Annotated in this window: 8 protein-coding genes; 1 reads left to right on the forward strand and 7 read right to left on the reverse strand. The window is 40.8% G+C overall.

Annotation, left to right across the window (positions count from 1 at the left end; genetic code table 11):
• Positions 1–193 precede the first annotated feature (193 nt).
• The 5 genes from RMZ41_RS27510 to RMZ41_RS27530 form a co-directional block, all read right to left on the reverse strand.
• Positions 194–2,797: a CHAT domain-containing protein gene (locus RMZ41_RS27510; protein ID WP_322641791.1), complete on the reverse strand. Its 2,604-nt coding sequence runs from the start codon at positions 2,795–2,797 to the stop codon at positions 194–196.
• Between the two features lie 11 nt (positions 2,798–2,808).
• The gene (locus tag RMZ41_RS27515; protein ID WP_322641773.1) at positions 2,809–4,659 is read right to left on the reverse strand and encodes a ShlB/FhaC/HecB family hemolysin secretion/activation protein; all 1,851 of its coding nucleotides are present in this window, start codon (positions 4,657–4,659) and stop codon (positions 2,809–2,811) included.
• Complete coding sequence (locus RMZ41_RS27520) at positions 4,656–7,862, reverse strand: filamentous hemagglutinin N-terminal domain-containing protein (protein ID WP_322641772.1); 3,207 nt, start codon at positions 7,860–7,862, stop codon at positions 4,656–4,658. Before RMZ41_RS27520 ends, RMZ41_RS27515 begins: the two co-directional genes overlap by 4 nt.
• 535 nt (positions 7,863–8,397) lie before the next feature.
• A complete protein-coding gene (gene galT / locus RMZ41_RS27525) occupies positions 8,398–9,498 on the reverse strand; it encodes a galactose-1-phosphate uridylyltransferase (RefSeq protein WP_322641771.1) in 1,101 nt (366 codons plus the stop codon).
• Positions 9,477–11,333 carry a glycoside hydrolase family 2 protein gene (locus RMZ41_RS27530; protein ID WP_322641770.1) on the reverse strand — a complete coding sequence of 619 codons (1,857 nt, stop codon included), beginning with the start codon at positions 11,331–11,333 and terminating at the stop codon, positions 9,477–9,479. Before RMZ41_RS27530 ends, galT begins: the two co-directional genes overlap by 22 nt.
• A gap of 1,048 nt (positions 11,334–12,381) precedes the next feature.
• Between RMZ41_RS27530 and RMZ41_RS27535 the strand changes: the two genes are divergently transcribed.
• A complete protein-coding gene (locus RMZ41_RS27535; protein WP_322641769.1) occupies positions 12,382–13,371 on the forward strand; it encodes an adenosine kinase in 990 nt (329 codons plus the stop codon).
• A gap of 546 nt (positions 13,372–13,917) precedes the next feature.
• Here the strand turns inward: RMZ41_RS27535 and rppB are convergent.
• Together rppB and rppA are read right to left on the reverse strand one after the other, a co-directional pair.
• A complete protein-coding gene (gene rppB / locus RMZ41_RS27540; RefSeq protein ID WP_322641768.1) occupies positions 13,918–15,252 on the reverse strand; it encodes a two-component system sensor histidine kinase RppB in 1,335 nt (444 codons plus the stop codon).
• 45 nt (positions 15,253–15,297) lie between these two features.
• Complete coding sequence (rppA, locus tag RMZ41_RS27545) at positions 15,298–16,032, reverse strand: two-component system response regulator RppA (RefSeq protein ID WP_322641767.1); 735 nt, start codon at positions 16,030–16,032, stop codon at positions 15,298–15,300.
• Positions 16,033–16,266: the final 234 nt, after the last annotated feature.

Here is a 16,266-nt window from a genome sequence, read left to right on the forward strand (position 1 = left end):
AATGCTCGTTTTTAGAAATTGTTTGACATCACGCTCAAAATGAAAACCACTGATTTTAATCAATGGCGATCGCCTGTGTCACTTACATTTAATTGATACAGTATAAGAGAACAAAGTAGCTTTCAGTATAGTAATAGTACTTAAGAAAAACGGAGAAAATATGAAGTTCATACACAAATTCTTGAGATGGACATCAAAGCCAACTACCAACTAAAACATAGGGGGCCCAATAACGGGGGTGGTCATATTTAGGGTTTTTGAGTAAAGCTTGCTGTGCGAGACGCAGTGCTTCGGCTCTACTGATGTTGGGTTGCCCTAGATGCGTATAAAATTCTTTAATGAATGGAACGCTGGCTTCATCGTCTAGATCCCACAAACTGGCGATCGCACTACTAGCCCCAGCTTGAACTGTAGTTCCAGCAATACCCATCACTTCTTGGTCGTTACCTGTAGCTGTCTGGCAAGCACTAAGAACCAGTAACTCAATTCTGTGAGTACGGTTTTGTTTTTGGGTAAGAAACAATCGATCGAATTCATCTATTTTTAACTTTCCATCGGCTGTCACCACAAAAGTATTTTCTCGATTTGCACTAAATAGACCGTGGGTTGCTAAATGTACTATGTCAAAATTAGCAGCATTTAGTTTTTTGTTAAAATTGTTCGTGGTAAATTCTCCATCGGCGATCCAGTTAACGGCTAATCCTGTCTTTTTAATCTCCTTGATTTCTTGCTCAACATTTGCTAATCGAGAAAAGCCAGAAAGTTCTGTGTTATTTGGTGGTTGAGTTAAGCTAGCAGCCAAAATTTTGATTTTCGATCTATCTAAAGCAATGGGTTCGCGTACTTGTAACCCCAAAGCTAAGGAGACAGCATATTTTTCTACTAGATACTGTTGTCCATCATAGAGACTAGCCATCGGGATTTTTCTTAAAGGGCCATCCAAAACAAAAATCAAATTTTTAATTTTGCTATCCTTTAACTGTTTTTCTATTGGTTGAATCAGCCAGTTATAAACTTTTTTACCATCCTGTTGTACTTCTTCATAACTACCATCTTCTTGCAGATTTTCATATAGTCGGCTGACAACTTCCTCAATTTTCTGTTGAGGCGGGGTAGCATAATGGCTAAGTTTTTTATTCGGTCGCTTGAGAATAACTTCTAAACGGTTATCCAAAATAATTGCATAAATAACAGCAGATGTTTTATCTTTGGAGTCAATCACCTTGTCGAGTGCTAATTTTGTATCTTCACAAGCTTGCCGCAAATAGTTTTGTAATTTCGCCACTTGCAGGGCTTCAATAACATTACGAGCCTGTGTTAAATTCTCTTGACTTGGTGCTGATGATTGAAGTAATAAATCTACTAAACGGCGATACACAGGTTCTACCGTTTCCCGAAAAGAAAACTGCACATTTTTATTCGTGGCAATCAAATCGCTACGGATATTTTGGAGAGTATTAAATGCTTGTTGATAGGCAGCGATCGCTTCTGTGCGATCGCACTGGGTTTTACCTTGGCAAAGAATACGTCCCAGTTGCCACTGCCAACGATAGGCAATATCTGACGCTTGAATTGATTGTGACAAATTTAGCGCCTGTGTAGTCAAATCCTGGGCTATAGACCATTGTTGAGATAATTCATATAGGTGTCCAAGATTACCTAATACAAAAGACTCTGAGCGTACATCTTGCAATTGTTGCGCCTGCTGACGTGCCACAGCCAGGATTTTAGCAATTTTTTCTGGGTTGGGTTCAGGGAATTTCTGCCTCATTTCTAAAAGGCGTTGAGCCAAATTTACCTGAGCGTAAATCGCCGAACGACCAAGCGGCAGGTTAGCAATTTGACTTTGAATTTCGGGATATAATGCTTGTGCTGCTGGCCATTGTTCCAACTCAATCAACAGGCGTAAACAGTTAAGTTGAGATGGGATTTTGCTAGTCGCAGTAGTTGATGAAACAGCTGCTTTTTCGTAATAAGTCAGAGCAGTATGTTTTTGTTCTATACTGCTACCAGGAATATAAGCAAGATTACCCAAACTCAGGTAAGCTGTAGCAATATTTTCTGGTGATTGTAGTTTTCCGGCAATCTCCAGACTTTGTTGTAAATGTTTTTTTGCCCGATCGATATCGCCAGCCAACGCCAGCGCCTCACCCAAGTTGCGAAAACTAGCCGCCTTAGCCAGAGAGTCTGGTTGTTTTTGCAGATCCGTTGTCAAACTCTGGAGTAGAGAAATCTCTTGCCGATAGAGTCCTAAAGTCTGCAATGCTTGTGCTTGGTTAATTTGGGCGAGGATAGCTCTATTGCTATCTTTTAATTTTTCGTAGAGCGATGCGGCTGTTTCCCAGGATGACAAAGCTGCTTGAGCTTTACCCTGTGCTAGTTCCAGATTACCTTTGATATCCCAAACTTGCGCCCAAACAGGTGGTGAATTGGCAGTATTTTGTAAAATAGCGATCGCTTCTTCAATTGCCCCACTTGCTTCATCAATGCGGCCTAATTGGTGCAAGTTGAGAGCCAAATTACTCAGAATCACCGCCTTTTCTACTTGATTCCCACTTGTTTGATAGGCTTGCTGTAATAGCTTTACTGCTTCTGCAAATCGCCCTGACATATAGAGATTTTTAGCTACTTCCTCTTGAGAAGAAGAAGCAACCACAGATGCAGTCAACCCTTGACTTACCACATCACGAGCCACCACAGGCGAACCAAATATACACAGTAAAGTTGTCAGACAAGCCAAAAGTCCATACCAGAATTTTTGGCGTTGTTTCTCAGAAAAATTTTTCACTCTTAGCATCAATCCCCGATTTAAAAAGGTGTATAGATAACAGAGAAATACAAACCGTTTTCTTGCCATGTTTTATCACTCTGAGAATCAACAGATATTAGTGGGATACCCCAATCAAAACGTGCAGTAAAATTATTACCCTGTCGCCACAGCAAGCCTATTCCAGTACCGATTAAAGTGTTAGTACGAGGATTTGAGCCGCCATTATTCCAGCCAGTACCTATATCTGCAAAAGGCGTGAGTTGCAAGACTCCTTGAGGAACTCGCAGAATCGGTAAGCGAATTTCTGCGGTTGCTTGCACACCATTATCTGTCAAGAGTTGATCCTGACGGTATCCGCGCACAGTTGTTTGTCCACCGATACCAAATTGTTCCAGTCCTAACAGTTTTCTATCTGCTAATTGCATATCAGCTTGCAGCAGCACTAAGGTATCAGGCGCTAGTTGGCGCAGCCATTGTGCTTGTCCTCGCCAACTTAAAAAACGGCTATCGGGTTCATCCTGATTGATTGTGGAATCTAAAATACCCAAGCCTAAACTAAATTGCGATCGCGCTGCTATTACTTGTTGGCTACTACGTTGAGTCCATTCTTGAAAAAATCGGATCGCAGAAACCCTCGTCCTTCCTTGGTCATCAGCACCAATTGCAAGAGGAAACGCTCCGATGTCGTTAAAACCTAGAAATGTTTGACTTGCTTGGTGGCTAGCGGTAATTCCTAAAGTAAACTCTTGGCTGGGAGTTTGTAAAAGGGGTTGACGGAAGGTTAATTCGTAGTAACTTGACTGAGAATTAATATCCAAGGAGTTAAAAGGACGTTCTATAACATCACTATTAGTATTGCCATAGGTAAAAATCAGCTTACCGTTGCGTGGGTTGACTGGTAGGTTATAGCTAACATCAAAGCCATTACTACCATCAGTATTGGTGTAACCAACACTTAAACCGTCTCCTAGCCCTAATAAATTGGCTTCGGTAAGATTGATGCGCCTGCGAAAACTTCCCACACTTGGACTGCGTTGGTTATCTAGCACTAGCTGAGTACTAAAAGAATTGGCTTCAGTCACTTTAACTTCTAAAATATTCGTACCCGGACTTATGCCGGCTTGTAAGTCAGTAGATATACTTTTAATTAAAGGATCGAGTTGTAATAGTTGCAATCCTGCGAGTAGGCGCTCGCGGGATAATGGTTTACCAGTAGCAATGGCTAGGCGATCGCGGATATAGCTGGGGTTGAGGCGGCGCGTACCTGTAACATTTATCTTTTCTATACTTCCTTCTACCGCCTGCATTACCACTACCCCTGCTTTCACAGTTTGGGGAGGAATAATTACTCCAGAGGTAATATAGCCTCTATCTATATATAATTTCGTCAGTTCTAAACGTAGCTTGAGTAAATCATTAAAAGTAATTGGGTGTTTGAGGTAAGGAGCCGTCAATTTCGCCAGTTCTTGGGTGCTAAAAACTGTGTTCCCCACAAACTCAAACCGTTCTACAACCAACGTTTCTGCTAATGTCTGCGGATTAACATCTGGTTGAGTTGGTGACTGGGGTGCAGTGGGTAATAGTTGTTCTGGAGGCGGTAGTTCTGGTAGAGGTTGTGGCTGGGGTAGTGGTTGTATGGAAGGCGGTTTTACCTCAATAGGAGCCTCTTGAGCCGCTAACCGTTGTGGATAAATGCTGATATTTAACCCTGTGCATAGGAGGAATACATAACCCCAATTTGTCAAAAGAATCTGACTGATAGATTTTGTTTTCTTAGAGATGATGGATGCATTGCCAGTCTGGAACAGGTTTTGTGGTTGGTTTGTGACCCGATCTGAATAGTATTGATATAGATAGGGCGATCGCCTACCCAGCCAGTCGTTCATCATCGAACATTCCCTTGAGTAACATTACAGGCTTGAGTAGATAACCCCGACTGCAACAAAGTAGCTGTTGTTGATTGAGCAGTCAAAACAATATCTCCATTTGCACTGCGTACCATACCTACTGCTTCTACTAAGGGAGTAGAAATATTTGATGATAATTGCCTTAAATTATTCTCAGTCATATTTATAGAATTATTACTATTATTAACCGTATTATTTACTACCCACTCTGGTAAAGTAGCCGCAGGCTTGAGAGTATCATCAGGGCTGGGTGGTAGTCCGCCACGTCCAGTAATCACAAACTCACTTTGTCCTTTAGCAACGTTACTGTTGCTAGAGGTACAGCCTTGGGCAATTAATCTAGAGGGGTCTACTAGATTTGTCGGCAGTGCCACAAGCCCCTGGCTAGGATCAATGCTGAGGCTTTCAATGACTACCTCCCCTGAATCCACATCAGAACTGGCGCTAATATCGCTAGTGCCGTTGTTTTTAATCTTCCTCAGTTCTGCTGAATTCAACTTTCCCCGGTTCTGAAATCCTAGAATGCGGCTGGCAGTAATCTTAATCTTGCCTCCTTGTCCGCCAAAGGCATTGGCAATGATATCACTGTCTTCTGATGGTTTTGCGATAACAAATCCATCGTTGGCATTAATCTTTATGCTACCGCCATTACCACCAATTCCTTCTTGACCGGCTGTAGTGGAAATCTTACTGTGGCGACGAAGCAGCAAATTATTTGTTGTGATGTTGATATCTCCTGCACTGCCAGAATCATTATTAGTATTAACTTCCGAATTGTGATTCAGATATAAGCTACCTGCGGTGATATCAATACTGCCAAAATTTCCCTGACTAAATATCTTGCTTTCGTTGAGAATCGATATTTTATTACTAGCATTAATACTGATATTTCCTGCCTTACTTGAACCATGACTATTAGTATTTATTTCCGAATTATCAATAATAATGCTATTAGGCTTATCTATATCATTAATACCACTAAATTGTAATCCATTATTATCCAATACTTTTTGATTAATAATAGGAGTACCAATCAATAGTAATCCATTATTTCCCTGACTCAATATCTTGCTGCCATTAAGAAGGGATATTTTATCACTAGCATTAATAATAATACCTCCTGCCTCATCTGAATCATTACCATTCGTATTTATTTCTGATTTATTATCAATAAAAACATTTTTAGGTGTATATGTATTATTAGGATCAACAGCAAGCTTTATTGTTTCACTATTATCATCAGTCGGTATTGTTAGATTAATACCAATTAATAGTAATCCATTATTTCCCTGACTAGATATCTTGCTGCCGTTGAGAAGAGATATTTTGTCACTAGCATTAATTATGATATATCCTGCATAGCCCTCATCATTATTGTTAGTGGTATTTAATTGAGAATCATTTAAATTAAGTGAACCTTTCGTAGAATTAATGGTGATGTTATTCTTATATTCTTCGATATCATTATTACTAATGGCTTCTATTTTACTATTAGAAAGAGATATATTTCCTAACGCTTGAATCGTGACACTTCCAGCAATTCCATTGTTGGGAGATTTAGATATAATATCCGCCTTAATATCAATTGTTCCGTTACGACTATTGAGGTAAATATTGCCACCATTGCCATTCAAACTACCATTTACATTAGATAACAGAGAACCTTGAATCAAGATATTTTGATTTGCTAGCAGCTTAATACTACCGCCTGTTCTGTTTTTTTCTACAAAATCATAAATATCAGTTAAAATTGTCCCATTATTTGTAATATCACCCTGCGAATCAACAGCGACATTACCATAAGTGCTAATCACTCCAGTTGTAATATCACCCGCTAATCCATTGGGATGATACTGATTAGTTATAAGTATGTCTCCACTGTTAGATTGACTGCCTGAAAGATTATAAATCTTACCTTGAATGTTAATATTTGCATTTGTTGGTTCGTTGCTCGTATTAGGATTTTGTACATTGAATCCAATGAGCGGATTGGGTGTAAATTGCGGAGTACCAATATAATTGGAATCAACCCCTGCTCTAATGTCTAATGTTGGTTTATTACTACCATCAATATCTATTGTTGTTCCATCCGACAGCGTGACGGTTTCTTGAAGAGAATTGCTTGTGCTATCTACGCCAGTGATATCAACGTTACCCGAAATATTGACACTCCCACCCGCCAGAATGTGCAAAGATGCCCCTGTGTAACTACCAAAACTCACATTCCCAGTAGCCCGAATTACCGGATCGTCAGGACTAAATAGATTACCTAAATTGCCGTTTAACTTTTCTATCCTAAAATTACCCCCAGCCCAAAAATGTGCATCGCCACCAATGGTATTTTCAGACTGCAACACCATATCGCCACCAGAGTAAAAGCCACTATCTGGGTGATTTAAGGCAGAAATATCTACTTTCTGATTACCTTGCGCCAGCAAATTCCCACCCGCAGCCGCAATGAAAGGATTAGTTGCGCTATCTCTAACTTTTAAAGTTTCCTGCGCCTGTAACGTTAAATTACCACCAGCCTGGAGTTGTCCTTGTAAATCCAAATTTCCTGCGTTCAGCGTCAAATCTTTTCCTGCTACCAAATTTCCTTGATTAGTAATACTTGCCGTTTGCTGTAAACCATATTGCACACCCACAGGTACACTCATTGTTAACAGTGGCGGCGCTTGGGGATTAGTAGCACTAAATTTACTACCATCAGGAAACTGAAAACTGTTGGCTGTCGTAGCCAGGAATGAACCTTGAATATCTAACTGGGCATTTGGCCCAAAAATAATACCTTTGGGATTGAGCAAAAATAGATTAGCTGCACCATTTACGCCCAGAGTTCCCAAAATGTTAGAGGCGTTACCGCCAGTGACTCGACTAAAAATATCAGCAATGCCCGTAGGGTTGGCAAAATATACTCGCTGTCCGTTGTTGACATTAAATTCTGCAAAACTGTGAAACAGGTTGCTTCCCCGTTGGACACCACCTTCAATTAAGTCAGCCCCATGTTCCTTAATGTTGACACCAGTCGTAATACGGGAGCTTTCATTTCCCAACATAGTATCAGGTATAATCTGTGCTAAACAAGGGTTACTAGTCAATATCGATACTACGGCTACTGGGATTGTGGTTCCTAGCAAAAGGAACAATCCAGCCTGGGACTTAGTAAAGTTCCTGCTGTTATTCACGGTGGATTTAAGGTTATTTTACTTAAAGACTAAGCATAAGTTGTTACCAATTAAAAGCGATACACTATACTTTGTCAAGAATTTACATACTGATTTTTTAGATTAATGTATAGTTCTTTAGCATTTATTCAGTTAGAAGCGGTTCTGAACTGGCACTAAACAAGTGTTGATTAACAGAGATAAACCTATTAACAGAAATAGTTTGACGGATTTTTGCTATAGCTTTACTCATTCTCTAAAAAGTTAGTTATTTATACTATGTAACTTGAATTTAGGGTCAATTTAAATACATTTTGTTATAAAGGTTTTGGATTGGAAAATGGACATAAAACTGAGAATTTTTTACGTAAGATACTTAAATTAAGGTAACTTATACTTTGAATAAATGATGAAAAGTGCCTCGGCTTAGAGTTAAGAGTGCTGAGTTAAAAAACCGTCCACGAGGAGCGGGGTATCAAGCAACTCCATACAAAAAGATTCCGCCCACAAGGGGCGGGGCTTTTACCATAGTGCGGAAGTACTGAGTCAATAACTGTCACACCGAAATCGGTTTTTCAATATTTACCACCACAGCTTGTAGTTCCTTCGCTTTCTCCTCTGGTAAAGCATCATTAGCAAACATCCCGGCTGCAAGTTCAGTGCCCGCCAGATACTTCAACCTTTCGCTTGTCCGATATGGTGGAAAAAACTCGGCGTGTAAATGCGCTTCTGGATGCACTAAACCATCAGTTGGTGCTTGGAACCAAGCCATTAAGTAAGGAAATGGACGATTCCACAGACCGTCATACTTGAGAGTGACGGTTTTTAAAGCTTTGGCAAGTCCCCAACGTTGCTTTGGGGTAAGTTCCATAAAAGTGCTAACTGGCTCTTTTGGTGCAATCCAGACTTCATAAGGGTAACGAGCGCAGACTGGGACAAATGCGATCGCATACTCATCTTGATAAATAATCCGTCGCTCGTCTGCAATCTCCTGCTGAATCAAGTCTTGTAGTAAACCCCGCCGATGTTTTTCATAATGCTCCTGCTGCATTGACAGCATTCGCGCCGGAACGGGCGGTATAAAAGGATAGGCGTAAATTTGACCGTGAGGATGGTGCAATGTTACACCCACCTCTACACCTTTATTTTCAAAGGGCAACACGTACTGAATTTGGGGATTTAGCCCTAGTTCGCGGGTGCGATCGCCCCACACTTCTAACAGCAAATCTAGATGTTCTAACTCTAAGGAACTCAAGGAGGCGCTGGCATCTTGAGTAAAAACCACTACCTCACAAGCTCCATTAGCTGGTAACGTTTCCACGATGGTAGCGGGTGGATTGTTGGCTGTAGGACTCATTGAGGGAAAGCGGTTATCAAACACTGCTACGTCATACTTACCTTGGGGTAGTTCCGTTGGAAACTCAGGGTTGGTGGTAGGTGCGAGGGGGTTATATTCTGGGGGCGGCATGAATGTCCGCCCTTGACGGTGACTAGCATAAGCTACCCATTCCCCCCGCAAGGGGTGCCAGCGCAGGTGGGGATTAGCTTGCACTGGCTCATTACTAGGGCTAGGGGCTTCTAACTGGCTAGAAATTGGGTAGCGACTGTATAACTTGAGTTTGCGTCCGTCGGGCTTTAACAGCTTGTGGGAGTACATAATCCTTGTCCTGAGAGGGTTGCAGCACGGATCGCCTCAATAGGAAATTTCGGGGTGCGATCGCCGTACAATAAACCGTTAGCTTCTTGAAAGGTATCAGTTAATTGTGTGTAACAGAATCCGCTAAATAGCTCAATGTTATTGACGGTTTCCAAGAGAGCAGCGTATTTCATTTCTAATTCGGAGATATTCGAGCAGTTTTCATATCCCCAAGTTTGATCGGCATTAGGTTCGTCAAGAGGGGCATAAGCGATACCACCAAACTCCGTCAACATCACTGGTTGTCCTTGATGAGGATAGTTATCCAAGGTGAGGATGCGTCCTCCAGGGCGGCTACGCTCAAATAGATCCGATGCTTGAATATCCGGTCTGTAGCGGTGGGCTAATCGTTGAGGCTGGCGTTCATAGTCGTGAATAGCGAGGATGTCGGTATCTGTACTTTCCCAACCATCGTTACCAATTACTGGGCGAGTCGGATCGAGAGTCTTAGTCAGATGATACATTGCTAACACGTAGTTACGATGAGCCGCCGTTTCAGTCAAATTTGGCACTCCCCAAGATTCATTAAATGGTACCCATGCCACAATACAAGGATGGCTAACATCTCGCTTGATAATTTCTGTCCATTCACGGGTCATGCGTTCCACAGCTTTTGGCGTGAAACGGTAAGCACTGGGCATCTCCTCCCATACTAACAACCCTAAAACGTCTGCCCAATATAAAAAGCGGGGATCTTCAATTTTTTGGTGTTTGCGTACTCCGTTAAAACCCATAGCTTTGACGAGTTCTACATCACGTCGTAAGGCTTCGTCACTGGGTGGAGTCATTAATGTTTCAGGCCAATAACCTTGGTCGAGAACTAGCCTCAGATAGTAGGGACGACCGTTGAGCATAAAGCGATCGCGCTGGACGCTGACAGTCCGCATCGCTGTATAAGATTCTACTTCATCTAAAAGACGATCTTTATCCCATAGCTGAATTTGGGCATCTATCAGCGTGGGCTTTTCTGGACTCCACAGCAATTCATTGCGACAGTCGTCAATACCCGGATCGCTCAGAACAATGCGGCGGCAAATTTCCCCATTGAATACTTCATAGGTATCGTTTGCTAAGATGCGATCGCCAGCGTTGAGTTTAATTTTAATTTGTACACCCGAAGTAGGTAAATTACCAGCCAGCCCAATTTCAAACCCAATTTCCCACCGTTCGCAATCGGGAATCCAACGAAGATTACCAATATAAGTCTCACCGACGCGTTCTAGCCAAACTGTCTGCCAAATACCACTCGTGCGAGGATACCAAATACTATGGGGTTTCAACTGCCAATCTTGTTTACCACGAGGTTTGGCGAGGTCGTGCGGATCGTCTTGCGCCCATACTGTTACCTTGGTTGTACCGCTGTTATTTAAGGCATGGGTAATATCAAGACTGAAAGAGGTATGCCCGCCTTCATGCTCCGCTATGTATTTATCGTTTACCCACACACGAGCGCGATAGTCCACAGCGCCAAAGTGTAGGACTAATCTACCGTCCCCTGATGGCGTTTCAAATTCCCGCTCGTACCAGCAATTTGGATGAAAACCGCGATCGCTAATCCCACTTTTGGTAGATTCGGGCGCATAAGGAACTTCTATATAATTATCCCATTGGGCAAAATCGCTAGGTTCGACACATTTCCCCTCGTCATCGTATGCGAATTTCCACAGTCCATTTAAAGTCTGCCAGTGTGAGCGCTTTAACAAAGGTCGGGGGTGTGTTGCTGTTAAGTCCACAAAATTACTGTCAGTTTTAGAGGCTAATTTAACCTCGGGATTCTCCAAGTTTAACAATTTCATCAAATTTTCTCCTTATTTATAACTTAATCAACCCCTGCTATAGATTAAATCCAGACCAAAATATTGGATTCCGGTATATAGCATGAGTTTTGACCCCATCGTTCATCGATCGGTTCGATCTAGCAGCATTATATTTTTTTGTAGCCCATACTAATACCTTCCCCACTTAGGTGTTGAAGTATAGCAAGCAATAAGTTTATATAGCCCTAGTTCGTGACATTATGGCATATACATTACTAATCTTTGCCAGGTCATCTAAAAAAAAGCATTAAATTTAGGTGGCTAATAACTATCATAAATCTGCCACATAATAAAGTGGTTGTCATGAAAATTTTATTTATACACATCTAAGTAAATAAGCATTAGCAAACAGAAGGAAAATAACTAAAACCAGGTTATATAAGAGAATAACAGAAGAATTCATTAAATATTGCTAGATAAATAGCGTTTTTGACGCAACCGCGCCGATTCTGGGGCGACACACGGCTTATATCCAAGTGGTGCAAGAAATTTAACCGAATTCTGGTAGAAGGTCAATCACTGTTAAGCAAAGTCTAGCTATTGAAAACCTTACCTCCATTGTATCAAACCAACTTAGAAAATCAACTATCAAAGTCCCAATTATTTTTTTTAAACCTGCTGATTAATGTACTACAAGATATTAAATAAGTCAGTCTAAAAAAATAGCAAATTCCTTCTAAACCGAGTTTTCAGCCTTTAACTCAACAGAGAAACGAATCGGTTATATTTTTGTGCGATCGCTCCAGTTGAAGAAAATTAATTTTCAGCAATAGGCGCATATCTTACCATCAACAGAGATCTCTTACTTTGGAAAAAAGCTAAACTGAGAAGCTGGATTCCATCACTTCAGTCGCGTATTTGCCCTTGCTTAAATCGCCTCGTGCGACCATTTTTCAGCATTTGCACGAGCAGCGCAGAACAATCGCCCTCACGATCAGTATTCAACACTTCACCTTCATTTTTCAACGAATATCTGTTATCATCAGTTCTGTTCAAGTCAGACATAAATTATTCTAGGAGATAAACAATGGGCAAAAAATATGATGTTTATGGTGTAGGTAATGCTTTAGTAGATATAGAATACGAAGTATCTCCAGAGTTACTACAAGAGTTAAAGATTGATAAAGGTGTAATGACACTCCTAGATGAAGATAGTCAAAATCATATTTTAGAAAATCTCAAAAATCTTCATTGTCATAAAAGTTGTGGAGGTTCAGCCGCGAACACAATAGTGGCAATTAGTCAACTAGGAGGAAAAGCTTTTTATTCCTGTAAAGTGGCTAATGATGAATTTGGAGACTTTTACATCGAAGATTTACTCAACTCTCAGGTAGATACCAACTTAAAAAACGGCGATCGCCAATCAGGAATTACAGGAAAATGTTTGGTGTTAGTAACTCCCGATGCAGATCGCACTATGAATACATTTTTGGGAATTACTGAAAAATTTTCTACACAAGAATTAGTATTAGAGGCACTCGCTGATTCAGAATATGTATATATCGAAGGATATTTAGTGACTTCTCCCACAGGAAAAGAAGCAGCAATAAAGGCTAGAGAAATCGCTGAAAAAGCGGGGGTAAAAACTAGCATGTCCTTATCTGATTATAACATGGTGAAATTTTTTAAAGATGGTTTATTAGACATCATTGGGCCTGGTTTAGACTTTATTTTTGCTAATGAAAGTGAAGCATTACAACTAGCAGATACACAGGATTTTCAAGTAGCTGTAGACAACCTAAAAACCCTGAGTAAGAAATTTGCCATTACTCGCGGCCCCAAAGGTTCAGTAGTATTTGACGGTCAGAAATTAATCGAAATCGCTGCACCTCAAGTAAAAGCTGTAGATACAGTAGGAGCAGGAGATATGTATGCAGGAGCTTTCCTTTATGGAATTACTCAAGGTATGAGCTATGAAGAAGCCGGAAAATTAGCATCGGCCGCAGCTTCTAAAATTGTTACATCCTATGGGCCAAGATTAAAAACTGAGGAATTAAAGGCATTAGTTACTGCTTAGAGGATGTTTTAAAAGTTTTGAGGAATCAAATAAATTTTTTGCCAGCATTATAACGATCCTGTTCCAATCGATCGCATCAAGGTTATCGGTTAGACGCAGAAGTTATCAACGGCGGCTCAACTTAGCTGTTAAGATTCTAAGCATTTACCGCATATTTTATGTATTAAATTGAGAGTAGTAAGATTAGGAATTACTCGTTATTATCGCATTCCTTGATAAGAGGTAGGGGAAAAGGTATAAACCAAGCCCAATACTACTCGGGTTTTGGATTTTGAACTTAAAATTGGGTTTGGGGAAAAGGTTAAAGGGGAAAGGTTAAAAGTTTTTTCTTTCCCTTTTCCCCAAAACCCGACAAGTATTGAAACCAAGCCGAATTGTGGGCAAAAGCCCCCTTGCTCCAATTCTGACTTGGTTGAGAGCAACAATCGCAAGTGGCGTGGTTTTTCTCCCCTGCTCCCCTGCTCCCTGCTCCAACTGTTAACACACAATCAGCAGATGCTTTTGTTCCAATTTTATCAGGATTAACTGCTGATTTTTGACCAGAACTCACGATGAAAGAGGAAGTCGAACTGTAAATATACTACCTAGCCCAGGTTGACTTTGAACGTGAATATTGCCTTTATGCGCTCTAGCGATCGCGATTGCGATCGCTAATCCCAAACCCGAACCGCCAGAGGTGCGAGAGCGATCGCGATCTACTCGGTAGAAGCGATCGAAAATTCGCTGTTGATGTTCTGGGGCAATACCAATTCCTGTATCTTCAACTTTAATCATGGCGTAAAGCTCACTTTCTTCCAAAAAAACCGTGACTTTTCCACCGCTAGATGTGGCTTGAATTGCATTAGCAATTAAGTTGGAAATTAAGCGATAAAGCTGTTCTTCATTTCCCATCACATATAGTTTTTCTGAGACTTGCACCTGTTTAGAGAGATTTACTTTAGTTTCTACTGCCAAAAATGCTAATTCCTCAATTAAGTCGCTAATTAAATCATTCAAACAGCAAGGCTGATATTTTTCTGTTAGTTGTTTTTGGTCTATCCTAGTTAATAGTAATAAATCTCCTACTAATTGTGATAAGCGCCGATTTTGGCGTTTGAGTACATCTAAAATTCCCCCATTGGATTTTGGTTCTTGCTGTAACTTGATAGCAGCTTCAATAGTAGAGTACATTGCTGCTAAAGGTGTGCGAAACTCATGGGCAGCATCAGCAGTAAATTGTTGCATTTGTTGGTATGAAAGATATACAGGTTGCATTGCCCTTCCTGCCAACCACCAACTAGACAAACCAACGAAAATCATGGAAATTGGTAATCCCAACACCAAAGCTAATCTTAAATAAGCCAGATGTTGGTCTAAATCAGTGATACTACGCGCCACTTGTAGATAACCCGAAACCTGTTTTTGAGTATACAAAGGTAAAGTTATTTCGCGGTATCGAGTACCAGAGGAATCTGTTAATATCCGCCAATGCTCTAATGCTGGGGTAACAGAGAAATTGTCAACTTTCATGCCTCCACTGGCAAAAATTTTTCCTGAACGATCCAATAAGTGTATATAGTAATTAACTGGATTCGCCGCCTCTGTGATTGATTTTTTAATGGATGTTGTTTTAGGCAAACAATTTGTTTGACCCACACATAATTCTAAAGAAAATTCTTGATTCAGGCGTTGTAATTCTCCAGGTTGTTGCCAAGCTGGTTCAATGCTTTTATGGAGTGCGTTTGCGACTGATTGCAATCCCTGGTCTATGGTTTCATAGTAGGCATGGGCAACCACACTATAAACCCCCAAACTAGATAGCCCTAAAATACCGCCCATGACGAGGGTATACCAAGCTGCTAGGCGCAACCGAGTCTGGTGAAAGATGGGATTGCGTTCCATATTTCTATAATCTTGCTGAAAGTGTCGCTGTTGAGTTTACAGAAATCAACTGCTTATTTCCGCAGTCGGAATATTGAGACGATAGCCTACACCATAAACAGTTTCAATTAAAGATTCGTTCTCTTCTTCTCCTAATTTACGTCTCAATAAGCGAATTTGTGCTGCTACGACATTACTAACTGGTTCTGCACCAATTTCCCAAAGCTGATTAATAATTTGGTCGCGGCTGACAATTTGGTTAGGATGTCTCATGAAATATTCCAGCAATTGAAATTCCTTGACAGTTAAAGAGAATACTTGATTTTCTCCGCGACCATACTGACGAGTAAGTTGATGAGTGCTGTAATTGAGCGTCAGGCAACCTACTTGTAAACGTCGGGGTTGGACTTGAGGTGTCAGCATTGTTCCTACGTAAGAGGATCGCCGTTGTAATGCTCGCAATCTTGCCAGCAGTTCTGCCATATCAAAGGGTTTAACTAAATAATCATCTGCACCGCTATCTAGACCAATAATTTTTTCCTCCATTCGATCTTTAGCCGTTAGCATTAATACAGGCAGAGTTAATTGGCGCGATCGCAACCATTTACACAACTCTATCCCCGATACTCCAGGCAGCATCCAATCAAAAATCGCAAGTGTGTACTCAGTCCAACCAGTTTCTAAATATTGCCATGCCTGAGTACCATCTAGAAACCAATCAACTATATACGCCTCATGGCTCAGGACTTGTTTGATTGCTGCACCTAAATCTGCTTCATCCTCAACTAATATCAGCCGCATAGTCAAGTCGCTTCGCTCCAATTAAAAATTAAAAATTATTAATTAAAAATTGCAAGACGCTCTCTACGAGACGCTACGCGAACGCGGACTCGCTTGCCGCCAGCGCTATCAGTGCTTGCTCTGAACCCACCACAATCAATTAAAAATTAAAAATTATTAATTAAAAATTGAAGAATCAAATCTTAATTTTGCATTTTTAATTCCCGCAGAGTGGGGGCTTGTACCCAAAATTAA

This window comes from Nostoc sp. DedVER02 (genome assembly GCF_034530675.2).
Classification (GTDB): domain Bacteria; phylum Cyanobacteriota; class Cyanobacteriia; order Cyanobacteriales; family Nostocaceae; genus Nostoc.